Source organism: Methylorubrum sp. B1-46 (genome assembly GCF_021117295.1).
Classification (GTDB): Bacteria; Pseudomonadota; Alphaproteobacteria; order Rhizobiales; family Beijerinckiaceae; genus Methylobacterium.
In genome coordinates this window covers 3502251-3517416 of record NZ_CP088247.1, presented here as the reverse complement: position 1 = coordinate 3517416, position 15166 = coordinate 3502251, and the positions used below count along the sequence as shown (strand labels likewise).

Annotated in this window: 20 protein-coding genes; 9 read left to right on the top strand and 11 right to left on the bottom strand. The window is 68.7% G+C overall.

All coding sequences use genetic code 11. The annotated features are described in order from the left end of the window. Positions 1-295 precede the first annotated feature (295 nt). On the top strand, positions 296-547 hold the full coding sequence (locus tag LPC10_RS16340) for a hypothetical protein (protein WP_231343514.1): 252 nt from the start codon (positions 296-298) through the stop codon (positions 545-547). Positions 548-816: 269 nt separating this feature from the next. Here LPC10_RS16340 and LPC10_RS16335 read toward each other — a convergent pair whose 3' ends face one another. The 3 genes from LPC10_RS16335 to argH form a co-directional block, all read right to left on the bottom strand. Continuing rightward, on the bottom strand, positions 817-1491 hold the full coding sequence (locus LPC10_RS16335; protein WP_231343513.1) for an invasion associated locus b family protein: 675 nt from the start codon (positions 1489-1491) through the stop codon (positions 817-819). Between the two features lie 157 nt (positions 1492-1648). Continuing rightward, positions 1649-1954 (bottom strand): hypothetical protein, encoded by a 306-nt coding sequence (locus LPC10_RS16330; protein WP_231343512.1) that lies wholly within the window; start codon positions 1952-1954, stop codon positions 1649-1651. A 97-nt stretch (positions 1955-2051) separates the two neighbouring features. Further along, on the bottom strand, positions 2052-3443 hold the full coding sequence (gene argH / locus LPC10_RS16325; protein WP_231343511.1) for an argininosuccinate lyase: 1392 nt from the start codon (positions 3441-3443) through the stop codon (positions 2052-2054). Positions 3444-3482: 39 nt separating this feature from the next. Here argH and LPC10_RS16320 point away from each other — a divergent pair, with 39 nt between their 5' ends. The 3 genes from LPC10_RS16320 to LPC10_RS16310 all read left to right on the top strand — a co-directional run bounded on the left by LPC10_RS16320 (position 3483) and on the right by LPC10_RS16310 (position 5840). Next, positions 3483-4124: a TlpA disulfide reductase family protein gene (locus tag LPC10_RS16320; protein WP_231343503.1), complete on the top strand. Its 642-nt coding sequence runs from the start codon at positions 3483-3485 to the stop codon at positions 4122-4124. A 55-nt stretch (positions 4125-4179) separates the two neighbouring features. Beyond that, positions 4180-5421 (top strand): Na+/H+ antiporter NhaA, encoded by a 1242-nt coding sequence (gene nhaA, locus LPC10_RS16315; RefSeq protein ID WP_231343501.1) that lies wholly within the window; start codon positions 4180-4182, stop codon positions 5419-5421. 71 nt (positions 5422-5492) lie between these two features. Continuing rightward, positions 5493-5840, top strand: coding sequence for a PetM family of cytochrome b6f complex subunit 7 (locus LPC10_RS16310; protein WP_231343499.1), 348 nt, complete (start codon positions 5493-5495; stop codon positions 5838-5840). Between the two features lie 22 nt (positions 5841-5862). Here the strand turns inward: LPC10_RS16310 and LPC10_RS16305 are convergent, their stop codons facing one another. Continuing rightward, positions 5863-6264 (bottom strand): PRC-barrel domain-containing protein, encoded by a 402-nt coding sequence (locus LPC10_RS16305; RefSeq protein WP_231343497.1) that lies wholly within the window; start codon positions 6262-6264, stop codon positions 5863-5865. Positions 6265-6374: 110 nt separating this feature from the next. Between LPC10_RS16305 and mepA the strand changes: the two genes are divergently transcribed. The 3 genes from mepA (at position 6375) to LPC10_RS16290 (ending at position 8171) form a co-directional block, all read left to right on the top strand. Then, complete coding sequence (mepA, locus tag LPC10_RS16300) at positions 6375-7304, top strand: penicillin-insensitive murein endopeptidase (RefSeq protein WP_231343496.1); 930 nt, start codon at positions 6375-6377, stop codon at positions 7302-7304. Positions 7305-7446: 142 nt separating this feature from the next. After that, the gene (locus LPC10_RS16295; protein ID WP_231343495.1) at positions 7447-7746 is read left to right on the top strand and encodes a type II toxin-antitoxin system HigB family toxin; all 300 of its coding nucleotides are present in this window, start codon (positions 7447-7449) and stop codon (positions 7744-7746) included. Further along, on the top strand, positions 7743-8171 hold the full coding sequence (locus LPC10_RS16290) for a type II toxin-antitoxin system HigA family antitoxin (RefSeq protein WP_231343475.1): 429 nt from the start codon (positions 7743-7745) through the stop codon (positions 8169-8171). Before LPC10_RS16295 ends, LPC10_RS16290 begins: the two co-directional genes overlap by 4 nt. Positions 8172-8234: 63 nt before the next feature. Here LPC10_RS16290 and LPC10_RS16285 read toward each other — a convergent pair whose 3' ends face one another. Both LPC10_RS16285 and msrA read right to left on the bottom strand, forming a co-directional pair. Next, positions 8235-8738 (bottom strand): TIGR00645 family protein, encoded by a 504-nt coding sequence (locus LPC10_RS16285; RefSeq protein WP_108941109.1) that lies wholly within the window; start codon positions 8736-8738, stop codon positions 8235-8237. Positions 8739-8854: 116 nt separating this feature from the next. Further along, positions 8855-9514, bottom strand: coding sequence for a peptide-methionine (S)-S-oxide reductase MsrA (gene msrA, locus LPC10_RS16280; protein WP_231343474.1), 660 nt, complete (start codon positions 9512-9514; stop codon positions 8855-8857). A gap of 186 nt (positions 9515-9700) precedes the next feature. Between msrA and LPC10_RS16275 the strand changes: the two genes are divergently transcribed. After that, positions 9701-10738, top strand: a complete 1038-nt coding sequence (locus LPC10_RS16275; RefSeq protein ID WP_231343472.1) for a PAS domain-containing protein — start codon at positions 9701-9703, stop codon at positions 10736-10738. Positions 10739-10761: 23 nt separating this feature from the next. Here LPC10_RS16275 and LPC10_RS16270 read toward each other — a convergent pair whose 3' ends face one another. The 4 genes from LPC10_RS16270 to cpdR form a co-directional block, all read right to left on the bottom strand. After that, entirely contained in the window at positions 10762-11256 is a 495-nt protein-coding gene (locus tag LPC10_RS16270; RefSeq protein ID WP_231343470.1) for a DUF1178 family protein, read from the bottom strand. Between the two features lie 20 nt (positions 11257-11276). After that, positions 11277-12122, bottom strand: coding sequence for a carbon-nitrogen hydrolase family protein (locus LPC10_RS16265; protein ID WP_231343462.1), 846 nt, complete (start codon positions 12120-12122; stop codon positions 11277-11279). Continuing rightward, positions 12119-12376, bottom strand: coding sequence for a glutaredoxin 3 (grxC, locus tag LPC10_RS16260; RefSeq protein WP_231343460.1), 258 nt, complete (start codon positions 12374-12376; stop codon positions 12119-12121). Before grxC ends, LPC10_RS16265 begins: the two co-directional genes overlap by 4 nt. A gap of 106 nt (positions 12377-12482) precedes the next feature. After that, positions 12483-12839, bottom strand: coding sequence for a cell cycle two-component system response regulator CpdR (cpdR, locus tag LPC10_RS16255; protein WP_003603128.1), 357 nt, complete (start codon positions 12837-12839; stop codon positions 12483-12485). A gap of 309 nt (positions 12840-13148) precedes the next feature. Between cpdR and LPC10_RS16250 the strand changes: the two genes are divergently transcribed. Further along, positions 13149-14045, top strand: a complete 897-nt coding sequence (locus LPC10_RS16250) for an N-formylglutamate amidohydrolase (RefSeq protein ID WP_231343435.1) — start codon at positions 13149-13151, stop codon at positions 14043-14045. A 237-nt stretch (positions 14046-14282) separates the two neighbouring features. On the opposite strand, the gene galU is transcribed toward LPC10_RS16250, so the two are convergent. Further along, complete coding sequence (gene galU / locus LPC10_RS16245; RefSeq protein ID WP_231343427.1) at positions 14283-15149, bottom strand: UTP--glucose-1-phosphate uridylyltransferase GalU; 867 nt, start codon at positions 15147-15149, stop codon at positions 14283-14285. Between the last annotated feature and the right edge of the window lie 17 nt (positions 15150-15166).

Below are 15166 nucleotides of genomic sequence, written 5' to 3'. Positions count from 1 at the left end.
TGGCACGCTTGCGCCGCGTTATCAAACGCTAATGCATCACGGCGCACTTGCGTCGTGGTCCTCGCGAGAGAGGAGGACTTGCCTTGATCGGTCTCTTTATTTGGAAGACTTCGAAACAGCCCGACGCCCGGAAGGGCCGGTCGGAGGGATGTTGTCGGCGGACAGTCACATCCGTGGGCTAGAGCGTCGCGGCGAACGATGACCCGGCTTCCGGGATCCGATGATGCCGCGATCCAGCGCCCACGACCGCCCTGCCGACAACCGGCCGACAATGGCCGCAGGAGTTCATCCCGTCATGACCCGTGTGCAGACCACTTACCTCGACGACGACGCGCTCGACCTTTCCGGCGCCGACGCCGCTCCCGCCCGCGTGATCGAGATCGGCGAGATCACCGCTGGCATCGCCGTGCCCGAGCGCGGCGGCGTCCGTTTCTTCTCGTCCGAGCGCCGCTTCGACGGCCTCGACGGCACTCTGTTCCGCACCGTGGAGCAGGCCGCCCGCGCCGCGCGGGAGAGGGACCGCCAGCCGCGCTTGCGCGCGGTGTGAGGCGTCTCGCCACAGATCGGCTTCTCGAACAGGCCGGCGGCTCCCCCCGAGCCGCCGGCTTTCTTTTAGGCAAGTCGGCCAAGCACGTCGGCGGCGCGGCTCGGGCTGCATCGCTTCGCATGCGCCTGCGATGACGGAGGTGCCGCAAGCCTCAGATCATCGGCTGGAAGCCGCCTCACGCGACTTTTGCGTCCGCTTCGCCTTCGACCGGAGCGGCTTGGCTTTTTGGGTCGTCCCGAACGCCGCTGAGCCCGGCGTCGGACGATGCTCTATTTGCACTCCTCGCGGGCACGCTTGAGCGCTTCCGAAAAACCGCCCAGCGCATAGTCGTCCTGGGTCGGCTTGCCGCGTTGGGAGATGGTGCGAACCGTCGCGGTCTGGGTCCGGCCCATCTCGGTGACGATGCGCGGCTCGTCCGCCTGGTTCTGGATCCAGGCGTTCTCGTCCTTCACCACGAGGCCGTAGCGGGTGTTGCCCACCGTCAGATAGGGGTCGCTCGGTGCGGCGGCCGCGCCGGGCTTTGCTTGCGCCGCCGCCGGCTTCGGCTTGAAGCCGAGCATCACGGCGATCTCGCCCTGAGCGCCTCCCTTCGGGAAGGTCACGAACAGGTAGGCGGTGTCGCGCGCCAGCGTCTTGGGGCTGCGCGTCGTCGGCTGGGCGATGACGTAGCACAGCTTGTCGCGGCCCTGCGCGCCGTTCGTAAAGACGTTCCAGTCTCCGAACACCGCCAGCGGCACCGCCTGTTGCATGCCGGGCGGCAGTGCCGAACTTTTCGGCTGGCGGCGGCTCGAGCGAGCGGGGATGATCTCCGCGCCCTGCACCCCCTGCTGCGCGAAAGCCCGCTCGGACGGGACGGACAGAGCCGTGGCGGCGAAAACGAAGGCCGTGACGGAGCGGCCGGCGCGGGATGTTGGGCGAAGGAACGGGAGGCGGGGCCGCAGCATCTCAACTCGTATGTACGGACGGCGGGGACGATCCGGCCGTCTTCGTGCGCGTCAGGATGCCGAGCCTCAGCGGAACAAGAAAGCCCCGCCCGGCCCGATCAACCGAAAACGGCAACAGGCCGCACCCCGCGCGGCCGCCTTGCCCACGACGTGGATGTCAGGCCGCCCGCATCTCGGCTGCGAGCGAAGCGGAGGCGAGGGCCGCCGCCGGCAGGTCGATCGAGGGATCGATCGCGGGAAGCCGAATTTCGACGGCCGCCGGCGCGGAGACCGGATCGGCCGGCTTCGGCTGAGCGGGTTTGGCCGGATCGTTGTAGGGCGTGTTGTAGGCCTTGCGGATCGAGGCCCAGAACGCGTCGCGCTCGCCCTCGGTGAGCCGGGCGAGGCGCGTGTCGATCACCGCCATGGCCTGCGCGGCCAGGGCCGGCGTTTCCTCGACGGTGATCCAACTCTCAACGTTCATCGACGGCACTCCGCGGGTTCGGACAGTCGGATAGCCAAGCTCGGTTAGCTGAAACCTGAACGCCGCATTTTCCGTGCCCGTTCCCGCAGGGCTGCTTTTACTTCTCCACAGGGCCGAGCTTTTCCAGCCAAGCTGCCGCCTGCCGGCGCACGTTGTCCGGCGCGGTGCCGCCGTGGCTGGTGCGGCTCGCCACCGAGTTCTCGACGCCGAGCACGGCGAAGACGGCCTCCGTGATCCCCGGCTCGATCGCCTGCATCTCGGCGAGGGAGAGCTCCTCCAGGCCGATGCCGCGCGCGGAGGCCGCGGCGACGACGCGGCCGGTGACGTGGTGGGCCTGCCGGAACGGCATGTTCAGCTCGCGTACCAGCCAGTCGGCGAGATCGGTGGCGGTGGCGTAGCCGGAGCCCGCCGCGCGCTTGAGCGTCTCGGCCACGGGTTCGAGGTCGTGCACCATGCCGGCCATGGCGGCCAGGCACAGGGAGAGCGACTGCAGGGCATCGAACGTGCCCTCCTTGTCCTCCTGCATGTCCTTTGAGTAGGCGAGCGGCAGGCCCTTCATCACGATGAGCAGGCCCGTGAGCGCGCCGATGATGCGGCCGGCCTTGGCCCGCACCAGTTCAGCGGCGTCGGGGTTGCGCTTCTGCGGCATGATCGACGAGCCGGTGGTGAAGCCGTCCGACAACTTGACGAAGCCGAATTGCGCCGAGGTCCACACCACCAGCTCCTCGGCGAAGCGCGAGAGGTGGACCGCGCAGATCGAGGCGGCGGAGAGCGATTCCAGCGCGAAGTCGCGGTCGGCCACGGAGTCGAGCGAGTTCGCCGTCGGCCGGTCGAAGCCCAAAGCCGCCGCCGTGGCGTGCCGGTCGATCGGGAAGGAGGTGCCAGCGAGCGCTGCGGAGCCCAGCGGGCACTCGTTGAGCCGCGCCCGCGCATCGCGGAAGCGACCGCGGTCGCGCGCCAGCATCTCGACATAGGCGAGGCAGTGGTGGCCGAAGGTGACGGGCTGGGCCGATTGCAGGTGGGTGAAGCCCGGCATCACCGTCCCGGCATGCTTCAGCGCGGTCTCGGCCAGCGCCCGCTGCAGGTCCGCGACTTGCGCGTCGAGCGCATCGAGGGTGTCGCGCACCCACAGCCGCATGTCGGTGGCGACCTGATCGTTGCGCGAGCGGGCCGTGTGGAGCCGCCCGGCGGCAGGGCCGACGATCTCGGTCAGGCGGCTCTCCACCGCCATGTGGATGTCTTCGAGTTCGCGCCGGAAGACGAATTCGCCGCGCTCGATCTCCGCCTCGACGGACTTGAGCCCGGCTTCGATGGCTGCCACATCCTCAGCGGGCAGGATGCCTTGGCGCCCCAGCATCGCGACATGGGCCAGCGAGCCGCGAATGTCCTGGGGTGCGAGCCGCTTGTCGAACCCGATGGAGGCGTTGATCTCCTCCATGATCTCGGCCGGGCCGCTGGCGAAGCGGCCGCCCCACATCCGGTTGCTCATGGCTGATCCCACCTTCCGCACGCGAAACGAGGCTCGGCCGTGACGGCGACCCCGAAAATCCTAGCCGCCGGCGGCACGCTCGCCGCCGTCCTCATCGGCGGCCTCGCCCTATACGGGACGGGCTCGAACCTCGGCAACCTCGTGGCCACGGGTCCCTGCGCCGAGGCGGCGCCTGTGGCGGCGCGGCTGGCGCCGCTCGCCCGCGGCGATGTCGCGGCCTTCGACGCCTCCGCCGCCCCGAAGCCGGCGCCGGCCATCGCCTTCAAGGGGCCGGACGGGGCGCCGACCGATCTCGCTTCCTTGCGCGGAAAACTGCTGCTGGTGAACCTGTGGGCGACGTGGTGCGCCCCCTGCAAGGCCGAGATGCCGGCCCTCGACCGTCTCCAGGCGGAACTCGGCGGCGACGCCTTCCAAGTCGTGGCGATCAATGTCGAGACGCGCAACCTCGACAAGCCGCCGGCCTGGTTCAAGGCTAACGGCATCACCCACCTGACCTATTACGGCGATCCCGAGGGCAAGGTGCTGCCGGCGATTCAGTCCGCGGTCGGCTCCACGGGGCTGCCGACGACGATGCTGATCGATGCCAAGGGCTGCACGCTCGGCGTGATGAAGGGGCCGGCGGATTGGTCGAGCGAGGGCGGCCAGCGGCTGATCCAGGCGGCGCTGGCGCCCGCCGCGTGATCATTTTCGCGTCCGCTGGGTTGCGGCTCCGGTCCGTGGCGGGCATCCCGACAGCATGAAGTCGCCGCCCCGCTCCGTCCGCGCCCTGCCGCACCCCCTGCGTCGCCCGCTCTCGGCGACGCGCCGCTTCCTCACCAACGAGGCGGCCGGCGGCATCGTTCTCATGGCCGCTGCGGGCGCTGCGCTCGTGGTCGCCAATTCGCCCCTGGCGCAGACCTACCACGACGTTCTTCACATCTATCTCGGCCCGTTGAGCCTGATGCACTGGATCAACGACGGCCTAATGGTCGTGTTCTTCCTGCTCGTCGGTCTCGAGATCAAGCGCGAGGGGTTGGACGGGCGCCTGCGCACCTGGCCCGACCGGGTGCTGCCGGGCCTCGCCGCCGCCGCGGGCATGGCCGTGCCGGCGTTCGTCTACCTCGCCTTCAACGCCGGCCAGCCCAGCGCCCGGGGCTGGGCGATCCCCGCGGCCACCGACATCGCCTTCGCGCTCGGCGTCCTGGCGCTGCTGGGCTCGCGCGTGCCGATCTCGCTCAAGATCTTCCTGTCGGCGGTGGCCATCGTCGACGATCTCGGCGCCGTGGTCATCATCGCACTGTTCTATACCGGGCAGCTCGACGCGACGATGCTGGCGGCCTCAGCCGGGATGCTAGCGGTGCTGTTCGCGCTCAACCGCCTCGGCGTGCGCGCGCTCCTGCCGTATCTGCTCGCGGGCCTCGTGCTCTGGGTCTTCGTGCTGCGCTCCGGCGTCCACGCCACGGTGGCCGGGGTGCTGCTCGCCCTGTTCGTGCCGATCCGTCCGAGCCCGGGCCGGCCGGAGGACACGACCTCGCCCCTGCACCGGCTGGAGCACGCCCTCGCGCCCTGGGTCGCTTTCCTGATCGTGCCGATCTTCGGCTTCGCCAATGCCGGGGTGACGCTGCTGGGCCTGCCGGCACGGGCCTTGATCGAGCCCGTCACCCTCGGCGTCGCGCTTGGCCTGTTCCTCGGCAAGCAGATCGGCATCTTCGCGAGTGTGCGGCTTGCCGCCGCGCTGGGCCTCGTCACGCGCCCGGCGGGGGCGACCTGGGTCCAGGTCTACGGGGTCGCGCTCCTGTGCGGCATCGGCTTCACCATGAGCCTGTTCATCGGCGCGCTCGCCTTCACCGACGGGCTGCACGAGACCGAGACCAAGCTCGGCGTGCTCGGTGGCTCGCTGCTCTCGGCACTGTTCGGGGCCATGCTGCTCGCCCGCGCGGCGCCCCGAGAGGCGCTGCCGCGCCAGGAGGCCGGAGCCAGTCCGGCCGGCTTGCCTTGAGCGGCGGCCTCAGCCTACTCAGGCCGTAAGCGTCGCGGTGGCGGGCCAGCCGCCTCCGCGCGAGGGCGAACATGCTGCGAACCGTTTCCCGTTTCCTCGGACTGCCGTTCTTCAGCCGGGCGCTCGGGCTCGTGGTGATGGCGGCCGGCTTCGTGCAGCTCTGCTACGACGGCGCCCGCTCCATCGCCAATAACGGCCTCAGGGTGACGAGCCTCGCCGAACTGATCCAGTCCCTGCCGCAGGAGCGGATCAGCGCTCTCGGCGCCTCGATCCGGCAGGCGGCGCCCTGGGCGGACACGATGCTGCTGATGCCGCTCGGCCTCGTGCCCGCGGCCCTGTTCGGGCTCGGTCTCGGGGCGGTGCTGGTCTGGCTCGGCCAGCCGCCGCGGGAGCCGATCGGATTTTTGACGCGGCCTTGACCGCGCTTCGGCGCTGGTGTCCTCAGATCCCCCAATACGGCGCCGCGTTGTAGTAGCGGTGGACGTGCTCCTCCCAGGCGCGCTCGTCCTCCGGGTCGCCGCCCTCGGGCGAGCGGGCGGGCGCGTCGCGCAACTGCTCTTCGGTGATGTCGACGACGTAGGCGTCGAGCCCGGTATCGTAGCGCAGGACCGCCCAGGGCAGCGTGTAGTATTCCTCGCCCATGCCCAGAAAGCCGCCGAAGCTCATCACCGCGTAGGCGACGCGGCCCGAGCGCTTGTCGAGCATCAGCCGCTCGATGCGGCCGACCTTACTCCCGTCCACCCGGCGCACCTCGGTGCCGATGACGCGGTCGCTGGCGATCAGAGTGTGAGTCAGCGCAGGAGGGGCCGCATCGGCCGCTCGATCGGAAAGAACCGGATCCATGGCGATCACCCTGCAACGTTGTTACAGCTTGCCTTAAAAAACGCCCATGCGGCCGGGCACGTTCCGGTCGCTCCCGTCCCTGCCCCATCATTCCAGACGAGCCGACGCGCATGCCGCTGACCCGCCTGACACTCCCCGCCCTCGCGCTCGCCCTGCCGGCCCTGATGGGGCCGGCCACGGCGCAGGACCGCGGCAGCGTCAATCCTAAGCCGCTGCCGCCGCTGGCCAATCCCAACGATCCCTCGACGCCGGCCAAGGCCCTGTTCGGCCGCGTCACCGGTCCGGCCGGCGGCCCGGCTCGCTCCTTCGGCTCCTACGCCAAGGGCTGCTTCTCCGGCGGCGAGGCGCTGGCCATGGACGGCGCGACCTGGCAGGTGATGCGGCCCTCACGCAACCGGATGTGGGGCACGCCGCATCTCGTGGACTTCATCGAGCGGCTGGCCGCCCGCGCGCCGCAGGCCGGTTGGCCGGGGCTCCTCGTCGGCGACATGTCGCAACCCCGCGGCGGGCCGATGCTCACCGGCCACGCCTCGCACCAGCTCGGCCTCGACGTCGACGTCTGGCTGACCCCGATGCCGGATCATCGCATGAGCCGGGCCGAGCGCGAGGAGACCTCGGCCACCAACGTCGTGCGCTCCGATCGGCTGGACATCGACCCGGACGTCTGGACGCGCCAGCACACGGCGCTGATCCGCATGACGGCCAAGCAGCCGGAGGTGGCGCGGATCTTCGTCAACGCGGCGATCAAGAAGGCCTTGTGCCGCGAGGCGGGCGGGGATCGCGGCTGGCTCACCAAGGTGCGCCCGATGTACGGGCACAACTACCACTACCATATCCGCCTCGCCTGCCCCGGCGGCGAAGCTTCGTGCGACGACCAGGCGCCCCCACCCCCCGGCGACGGCTGCGGCGCGGAACTCGATTACTGGTTCAGCCCGGCCGTGCTGAATCCGCCCAAGCCGAAGACACCGCCGAAGCCCCGTCCGCCGATGACGCTCGCCGGCCTGCCGGATGCCTGCCGCGCGGTGCTGCACGCGCGGTAGGCCGCCCTTCGCCCGCGGAGGATCGACCATGACGGGGCGCGTGCATGATGGCGTTCTTGTTCCCAAATTTGGAACGTGCTAGAGCATCGTCCCGAAGGGTGGCTACCGGTTTTCGGAAAAAGACGATGCTTTAGCCGTCGCCATGCAGATCGTTGCCAGACGAACGCTCCGCATCTTCTGGGAGGCTCACCCGCGATCACGTAGTGGCTTGTCCGACTGGTACACGAAGGTCAACGCGGCGGACTGGTCTGGTCCGGAGGATATCAAAGCCGCGTTCGGTAAGGGAGTGGATTTCGTCGGCGACAATCGCGTCATCTTCGATATTCGTCGCAATGAATTCCGCCTAATCGTGCATGTATCCTATCGATATCGGCGCGTGCTCATCAAATTCGTCGGTACCCATGCCGAGTACGATCGGATCAATCCGGAGACGGTAGGATGATGGATGTCAGAGCCATCCGGAACGACGACGATCTGACCTGGGCCCTCAGAGAGATCGAGCCGTATTTCGACCGCGAGCCCGAGATCGGAACGCCTGAGGCGGAGCGCTTCGACGTTCTGACAGCGCTGATCGAAGCCTACGAGAGCAGGCATCACCCGATCCCGGAGAGCGATCCGATCGAGCTTCTGCACTACGCGATCGAGCATCTGGGGCGCAGCCAAGCGGAACTAGCCGAACTGCTGGGCTCGCGTTCGCGGGCATCGGAAATCCTCGGCCGGAAGCGTGGGATGACCTTGGAACAGATCCGGGCCATCAGCGAGGCCTGGAAGATCCCGATCGCTGCCCTGGCTCAGCCCTATCCGGTCGGTTCGCAAGGGATGCTGCGTCGCAAGCGCGCCACGGTGAAGACGTCAGCCGCCGCTTGAGCAGGCTCCGCTCGGCACGCGACGAGCCGAGCCTGCGACCGAGGCCGAACAGGCCGATGGCGTTCACTTCTCGTGGTGTCCGGCCGAGAGCCGGTCGGTCAGTGCCATCAGCAGGCCGGACACCACGAAGACCATGTGGATGCCGACCAGCCAGGCGAGGTCGCGGTCGCTGTAGTTCTTCACGTCGAGGAACGACTTCAGGAGCTGGATCGCCGAGATCGCGACGATGGAGGAGATCAGCTTCAGCTTGAGCCCGCTGAAGTCGATCGTGCCCATCCAAGTGGGCCAGTCCTTGTGGTCGGTGTGATCGAACTTCGAGACGAAATTCTCGTAGCCCGAGAAGATCACGATGATCAGCAGCGACGCGGTGAAGGTCAGGTCGACAAGCGCCAGCACGCCGAGGATGGTCTGCGATTCGGTCGATTCGAGGGTGTGCGAGACGACGTGGCCGAGCTCCATCAGCACCCGGACCAGCAGGACGAGGAGGGTGACCGTCAGCGCCGCGTAGAACGGGGCCAGCAGCCACCGGCAGGCGAAAAGGAAGCGTTCGAAGCCACGTTCCAGCATGTCTCTCAACCCCGGCCATCTGCCCGGCCATCCAAAGCGGCCGGGATTTGGCATGGGCATTCCGGCCCCGCAAGACGGTCAAGCTTGGGGCCGCCTTGCAGGATCCGGGTGGGGTATTATTCCGCCGCCACGCCGACGCCCACGGGGCAGGACACGCCGGTGCCGCCGAGCCCGCAATAGCCGCCGGGATTCTTGGCGAGGTATTGCTGGTGGTACTCTTCCGCGAAGTAGAAGGTCTCGAGCGGCACGATCTCCGTCGTGATCGGTCCGTAGCCGCGCGCGTCGAGCGCCCGCGCATAGGCGTCGCGGACCGTGCGGGCCGTCGCGGCCTGGGCCTCGTCAACCGTGTAGATGCCCGAGCGATACTGGGTGCCGACATCGTTGCCCTGGCGGTAGCCCTGGGTCGGGTCGTGGCTCTCGAAGAAGGTCTTGAGCACCGCCTCCAGCGGCAGCACGGCCGGATCGAAGGCTACGAGCACGACCTCGTTGTGTCCGGTGAGGCCGGTGCAGACCTCCTCGTAGGTCGGGTTCGGCGTGGTGCCGCCGGCATAGCCTACCGCGGTGACGTGAACGCCTCGCGGCAATTGCCAGAACTTGCGCTCGGCCCCCCAGAAGCAGCCGAGCCCGATGACGATCGTCTCGATGCCCTCGGGATAGGGCCCCTTCAGCGGGTTGCCGTTGACGAAGTGGCGCTCGGCGGTGGGCAGGGGATGCGGCCGGCCGGGGAGCGCTTCGGACGGCGCCGGCATCTCGGGGCGCTTGCGGAACAGGAGCATCGCTATTGTCCTTCGATGATCGCCAAGCCCGGTGAGCGGCCAAGAAAACAGCGAAGGCCGAGCTCGGTTTCGCTTGATATGGTCATCGCCGTCTGATTTGGCGAACACGGCAGACACGGCCTTCGGCAATGCGCCGCGATCGGATGGGGGCATCGTGAGCGGATGGAGCCTGGCGACGATTGGCGGTTGACCGAGCGGATCCGGGCCAGCGCCCGCTCCGGCAAGGGCGATCCGTTCGCAGCGGCCGTGCGGGCCACGCGGATGGCGATGATCATCACCGACCCGCGCCAGATCGACAATCCGATCATCTACGCCAACGACGCGTTCCTGCGGTTGACCGGCTACACCCGGCTCGAAGTGATGGGGCGCAATTGCCGCTTTCTGCAGGGGCCGGGCACCGATCTCGATACGGTGGCGCGGCTGCGCGCGGCGATCCGGTCCGAGCGGGATGTGAGTGCCGAGGTGCTGAACTACCGCAAGGACGGCTCGACCTTCCACAACGCGCTGTTTATCAGCGCCGTCCATGACGAGGACGGCACGCTGCTGTTCTTCTTCGCTTCGCAGCTCGACGTAAGCGAGCGCCATGCGCTCGCCGAAGAGCGCGACCGGACGCGGGCCGCCCTCGACGCCAACGCCCTGCTGCTGCGCGAGATCGGCCACCGCGCCCGCAACGATCTCCAGATGATCGCGGCGATGCTGTCGCTCCAGAGCCGGAACAGTACCGATCCGGCGGTTCGTGCGGCGCTCGACGAGGCGATCGGGCGCGTCGATGCCCTCGGCGCACTCTACCGCCAGCCCGTCCCGGAGGATGAGCGCGTGGGCCACGATCTCGGCGACCTCGTCCGCGAGATCGCTCAGACGCTGGTGGAAGCGTCGGGCCGGAACGACATCGCCGTCACGTACGATCTTGCCCCGTTCCGCATCCGGCCCAAGGCGGCGGGGTCGCTCGCGCTGATCGTCAACGAGGTCGTCTCCAGCGCTATCCGACACGCCTTCCCATCACGGGCCGGGCGGCTCATCCTGCGCCTTGCCCGCGACGGCGAGGCGCTGATCGTTACCGTGGAGGATGACGGCATTGGCGCGACCGCGGCCGGCGGGGGCTTCGAGGCGACCCTCATCGATGCCCTCATCCGACAGATCGGTGGTACGAACCGCATCCAGCCCCGGAATCCGCTGGGCAAGGTCGTCGAGCTCCGCTTCCCGGCCGGGCACATCGAGGTCTGAACCCCCATCCCGTCAGCCGAACCTCAGTGTCGGTCGTCGGGCGCCGGCGGCAGGGGCATCACGTCGATGCCCTCGTCGAGGAGCGCCCGCGCCTCCTTCGGGCTCGCCTCGCCGTAGATGGGGCGCCCCTCCGCGTCGCCGTAATGAATGGCTCGTGCCTCGTCGGCGAAGCGGTCGCCGACATGCTCCGCGCTCGCGACGACCTGCTCGCGCACGGCCCGCAGCAGGGCGCGCAACTGCCGCTCCGGCTCGGTCGCAAGGATCGGCATCGGCGCCTCGGCCGGCGCCGGGGGCACGCCGGAACCTGACGGGACGGGAAGATGCGGCGCGGGCGTCTCGGGCCGGCCGCGATCCGTCCGCGCCACCGCCGGAGCCATCGGCGCCTTGGCGACCTTGGGGGAGTCGCAGAACGGACAGGTGACGAGGCCGCGGGCCGATTGCTCGTCGTAGGCCGCGTTAGACGGAAACCAGCTCTCGAACGCGTGGCCCGAGTCGCAGGCGAGGGTGAAGCGGATCATGACGGAGAGATGGGGACGGTTCAGGCGCGGCGCACGTGAAAGCTGCGCGCGTGGGACAGGGTGGGAATGCGGGCGCGCGCATCCGCCACCCGCGCGAGGTCGATCTCGGCCAGGATGAGGCCCGGCGCGTCGCCCTCGGCCTCGGCGAGGATGCGCCCCCAGGGATCGACGATGAGCGAGTGGCCGAAGGTCTCGCGCCCATCCTCGTGCCGGCCGCCTTGCGCGGCGGAGATCATGAAGGAGCCGGTCTCGATGGCGCGGGCCCGCTGCAGGATGTGCCAGTGCGCCTCGCCGGTCTGGCGGGTGAAGCAGGCCGGCGCCGTCATCACCGTGGCGCCGGCCTCGGCCAGTGCGCGGTAGAGAGCGGGGAAGCGGATGTCGTAGCAGATCGTCAGTCCGAGGCTGGCGAGCGGCGTCTCGGCCACCACGGCGCAATCGCCGCCCGAATAGGTTGCCGATTCGCGCCAGCTCTCGCCGTTGGGCAGATCGACGTCGTAGAGATGGAGCTTGTCGTAAGAGACCTGGATCTCGCCCGCCGCGTCGATCAGGAAGGCCCGGTTGGCGATCTTCTCGCCCTCGCGGATCGCCAGCGAACCGATCTGCAGCACGACCTTTTCCGCCCGCGCGACCTCGCGCAGGGCGGCGAGCGTCGCGTCCCGCTCCTGCGGACCGACCTTCTCAAACAGCGCCGTGCGGTCGCGCTCGATCAGAGAGGTCGTTTCCGGCGTCTGGACATAGGCCGCGCCCCGGCGGGCCGCCTCGCGCACCGCCGCCACGGCGGCCTCGCGGTTGGCGGCCGGATCGCGCCCGCCGCGCATCTGCACGCAGGCGGCGACGAACGGCTTGTGTTCGGAACGATCCGTCATGCCGCGAGCAGCGGATCGAGATCGCCGGCCCGCTCCAGGGCGTAGAGGTCGTCGCAGCCGCCAACATGCCGCTCGCCGACGAAGATCTGCGGCACCGAGGTGCGCCCGCCGGCCCGCTGGACCATGGTGGCGCGGGCCCCCGACGTCCGCTCGACGTCGATCTCGTTGAAGGACACGCCCTTCTCGCGCAGCAGGCTCTTGGCCGCCGAGCAATAGGGGCACCAGGCCGTGGTGTAGATCGTGACCGGCTGCATGGGTCCGTCGCGCCCGAGGGGGAAAGCGACGGATATAGGCGAGGCGCGCGGATCTTCCTACTGCGGCCGGGACACAGCGGCGGGCGATCGCCGCGCGAGCGTCCGCTTAGGCGGCGAGAAGCTTCTCGACCTCGTTGACGAGGTCACGCAGGTGGAAGGGCTTGGAGAGCACCTTCGCATCCTTCGGCGCCTTCGAATCCGGGTTCAGCGCCACCGCGGCAAAGCCCGTGATGAACATCACCTTGATGTCTGGATCGAGTTCGGTGGCGCGGCGTGCCAGTTCGATGCCGTCCATCTCCGGCATGACGATATCGGTCAGGAGAAGCTCGAACGGCTCCTCGCGCAGGCGGTTATAGGCGGACAGGCCATTGTCGAAGGACAGCACGTCGTAGCCGGCGTTCTGGAGCGCCTTGGCCAGAAACCGGCGCATGTCGTTGTCGTCTTCCGCGAGCAGGATCTTCATCGAACGGCGTCCCGGTGCCCATGCGCCTTGGAGTGTCTCAGGATAACGCTCGGTCGCTACCATGCCGATCGAGGGCACGACAGCGCGGCCGGCGCTTTGCGAGACATGCTCGGTGGGTGTTCATTTCATAAAGCTGCGGCTTGGTAAACAGAGCGTTAAACGGGGCCGGTGTCGCGCCGCATCCGACAATCTCCGCGCCCTGTCGTGCCCCGCTCGCAGCTCTGTGCGCCGCATGGTGGACAGGGCGAACGCGGCGCCGCAAACTGGCGCGATGTCCCTTCCGTGCCACGCGCAGGCCTCCGCCTCTCGATGAGCCCTTCACAGCCCGACGGACCCGAGGCGTTCGATCCACCCTTCGTCGTGGACGAGCCGGCGCAGCACGCGATTCCCTTCGTGTTCAACGCGCCCCATTCCGGTGCGCATTATCCCTCCTCCTTCCTCGCCGCCTCACGGCTCGACGCGCTGTCGCTACGCCGCTCGGAGGACGCTCATGTCGATCGACTGTTCGCCTCGGTCGTCGGCCTCGGTGCGCCCTTGATGCGGGCGAACTTCCCCCGCGCCTATCTCGACGTGAACCGCGAACCCTACGAACTCGACCCGCGCATGTTCGCCGGCCGCCTGCCCTCCTTCGCCAACACCCGCTCCATGCGGGTGGCGGGAGGCCTGGGCACGGTGCCGCGCATCGTCGCCGACGGGCAGGAGATCTATCGGGAGCGCCTTCCGGTGGAGGAGGCGGTGCAGCGCATCGAGACGCTCTACAAACCCTATCACCGGACCCTGCGCGGCCTGATCCACCGCACGGCGCGGAGCTTCGGCCGGGCCTTCCTGATCGATTGCCACTCGATGCCCTCGTCGAGCCTCGGGCGCGACGAGAGCGCCCAGGCCGACTTCGTGCTCGGCGACCGCTTCGGCACAGCCTGCCTGCCGTCCCTAGTGGAGGGCGTCGAGAGCCGCCTGAGGGCCCTGGGCTACCGGGTGGTGCGCAACAAGCCCTATGCCGGCGGCTTCATCACCGAGCATTACGGCGAGCCGGGCCTCGGGCGGCACGCGCTGCAGATCGAGATCAACCGCGCGCTCTACATGAACGAGCAATCGCTGGCGCTGACGGCCGGCTTCGCGGCGCTGGCGGACAACCTGGCCAGGGTCTTCGCCGGGGTCGCGGCCGAGACGGTGGAGGCGTCGTCCCTCCGCATGGCAGCCGAGTAGGAGTCGGTCGGCCGATTCCGTGGCGTTGCTGCGGCTGCGCTTCGGGCAAGAAAAAAGGCCGCCCCGAAGGACGGCCCGAAGTCTAGGGAGGAAACGCCCAAGAAGGGCTACGGGACCGCGACGCCATCGCGATCTCGCAACGCACAAATCGCATCGCGCTGCACAAATCGCAAGGGTGCTGATAACGTTTCCACATGCGGCCGGCGCATGGACGGGTCTCGCTCGCGCATGGAACCCTTATTCAGCGCCGAGAAGGACCCGAATTTCTGCCTTCAGAGCGTCGGCGAGTTCCGGACGCTCCAGGCCGTAGGCGAGGTTGGCGGTGAGGAAGCCGATCTTGGAGCCGGTATCGTAGGTGCGCCCGTCGAAGCGCATGCCGTAGAACTTCTGCTGCTCGGCCAGCCGGATCATCGCGTCGGTGAGCTGGATCTCGCCGCCAGCGCCGGTCTCGCCCCGCTCCAGGATCGAGAAAATCTCGGGTTGGAGGATGTAGCGGCCGGAGATGATGAAATTCGAGGGCGCGGTGCCCTGCTTCGGCTTCTCGACCATGCCGGTGATCTCGAAGGTCTGGCCGAAGGTCTCGCCGACCGCGACGATGCCGTACTGGTGCGTCTCCTCGGGCTTGACCTCCTCGACGGCGATGACGTTGCCGCCGTGCTGCTCGTAGGCCTTGAGCATCTGGCTCATGCAGCCGCGGCTGAGCATGTCGGGCAGCAGCACCGCGAAGGGCTCGTCGCCGACGATCTCGCGGGCGCACCAGACCGCGTGACCGAGGCCGAGCGGCGCCTGCTGGCGGGTGAAGCTGGTCTGTCCCGCCTTGGGCAGGTCCTTCTTCAGTTCCTCGTAGGCGGCCGTCTTGCCGCGCGCCTGCAGGGTGTGGTCGAGTTCGAACGCGATGTCGAAGTGATCCTCGATCACCGCCTTGCCGCGGCCGGTGACGAAGATGAAATGTTCGATGCCGGCTTCGCGCGCCTCGTCGACGACGTGCTGGACGACCGGGCGATCGACGACGGTGAGCATCTCCTTCGGCACGGCCTTGGTGGCCGGCAGGAAGCGCGTGCCGAGGCCCGCGACGGGAAGAACGGCCTTGCGGATTGGTTTCATGTGGCGGGACCCGTTTT

Bases quoted from the DNA above. Each gene is read 5' to 3' on its own strand.
- LPC10_RS16340 (WP_231343514.1), top strand. From the start codon at position 296: ATGACCCGTGTGCAGACCACTTACCTCGACGACGACGCGCTCGACCTT.
- LPC10_RS16335 (WP_231343513.1), bottom strand. From the start codon at position 1,491: ATGCTGCGGCCCCGCCTCCCGTTCCTTCGCCCAACATCCCGCGCCGGC.
- LPC10_RS16330 (WP_231343512.1), bottom strand. From the start codon at position 1,954: ATGAACGTTGAGAGTTGGATCACCGTCGAGGAAACGCCGGCCCTGGCC.
- argH (WP_231343511.1), bottom strand. From the start codon at position 3,443: ATGAGCAACCGGATGTGGGGCGGCCGCTTCGCCAGCGGCCCGGCCGAG.
- nhaA (WP_231343501.1), top strand. From the start codon at position 4,180: ATGAAGTCGCCGCCCCGCTCCGTCCGCGCCCTGCCGCACCCCCTGCGT.
- LPC10_RS16310 (WP_231343499.1), top strand. From the start codon at position 5,493: ATGCTGCGAACCGTTTCCCGTTTCCTCGGACTGCCGTTCTTCAGCCGG.
- LPC10_RS16305 (WP_231343497.1), bottom strand. From the start codon at position 6,264: ATGGATCCGGTTCTTTCCGATCGAGCGGCCGATGCGGCCCCTCCTGCG.
- mepA (WP_231343496.1), top strand. From the start codon at position 6,375: ATGCCGCTGACCCGCCTGACACTCCCCGCCCTCGCGCTCGCCCTGCCG.
- LPC10_RS16295 (WP_231343495.1), top strand. From the start codon at position 7,447: ATGCAGATCGTTGCCAGACGAACGCTCCGCATCTTCTGGGAGGCTCAC.
- LPC10_RS16290 (WP_231343475.1), top strand. From the start codon at position 7,743: ATGATGGATGTCAGAGCCATCCGGAACGACGACGATCTGACCTGGGCC.
- LPC10_RS16285 (WP_108941109.1), bottom strand. From the start codon at position 8,738: ATGCTGGAACGTGGCTTCGAACGCTTCCTTTTCGCCTGCCGGTGGCTG.
- msrA (WP_231343474.1), bottom strand. From the start codon at position 9,514: ATGCTCCTGTTCCGCAAGCGCCCCGAGATGCCGGCGCCGTCCGAAGCG.
- LPC10_RS16270 (WP_231343470.1), bottom strand. From the start codon at position 11,256: ATGATCCGCTTCACCCTCGCCTGCGACTCGGGCCACGCGTTCGAGAGC.
- LPC10_RS16265 (WP_231343462.1), bottom strand. From the start codon at position 12,122: ATGACGGATCGTTCCGAACACAAGCCGTTCGTCGCCGCCTGCGTGCAG.
- grxC (WP_231343460.1), bottom strand. From the start codon at position 12,376: ATGCAGCCGGTCACGATCTACACCACGGCCTGGTGCCCCTATTGCTCG.
- cpdR (WP_003603128.1), bottom strand. From the start codon at position 12,839: ATGAAGATCCTGCTCGCGGAAGACGACAACGACATGCGCCGGTTTCTG.
- LPC10_RS16250 (WP_231343435.1), top strand. From the start codon at position 13,149: ATGAGCCCTTCACAGCCCGACGGACCCGAGGCGTTCGATCCACCCTTC.
- galU (WP_231343427.1), bottom strand. From the start codon at position 15,149: ATGAAACCAATCCGCAAGGCCGTTCTTCCCGTCGCGGGCCTCGGCACG.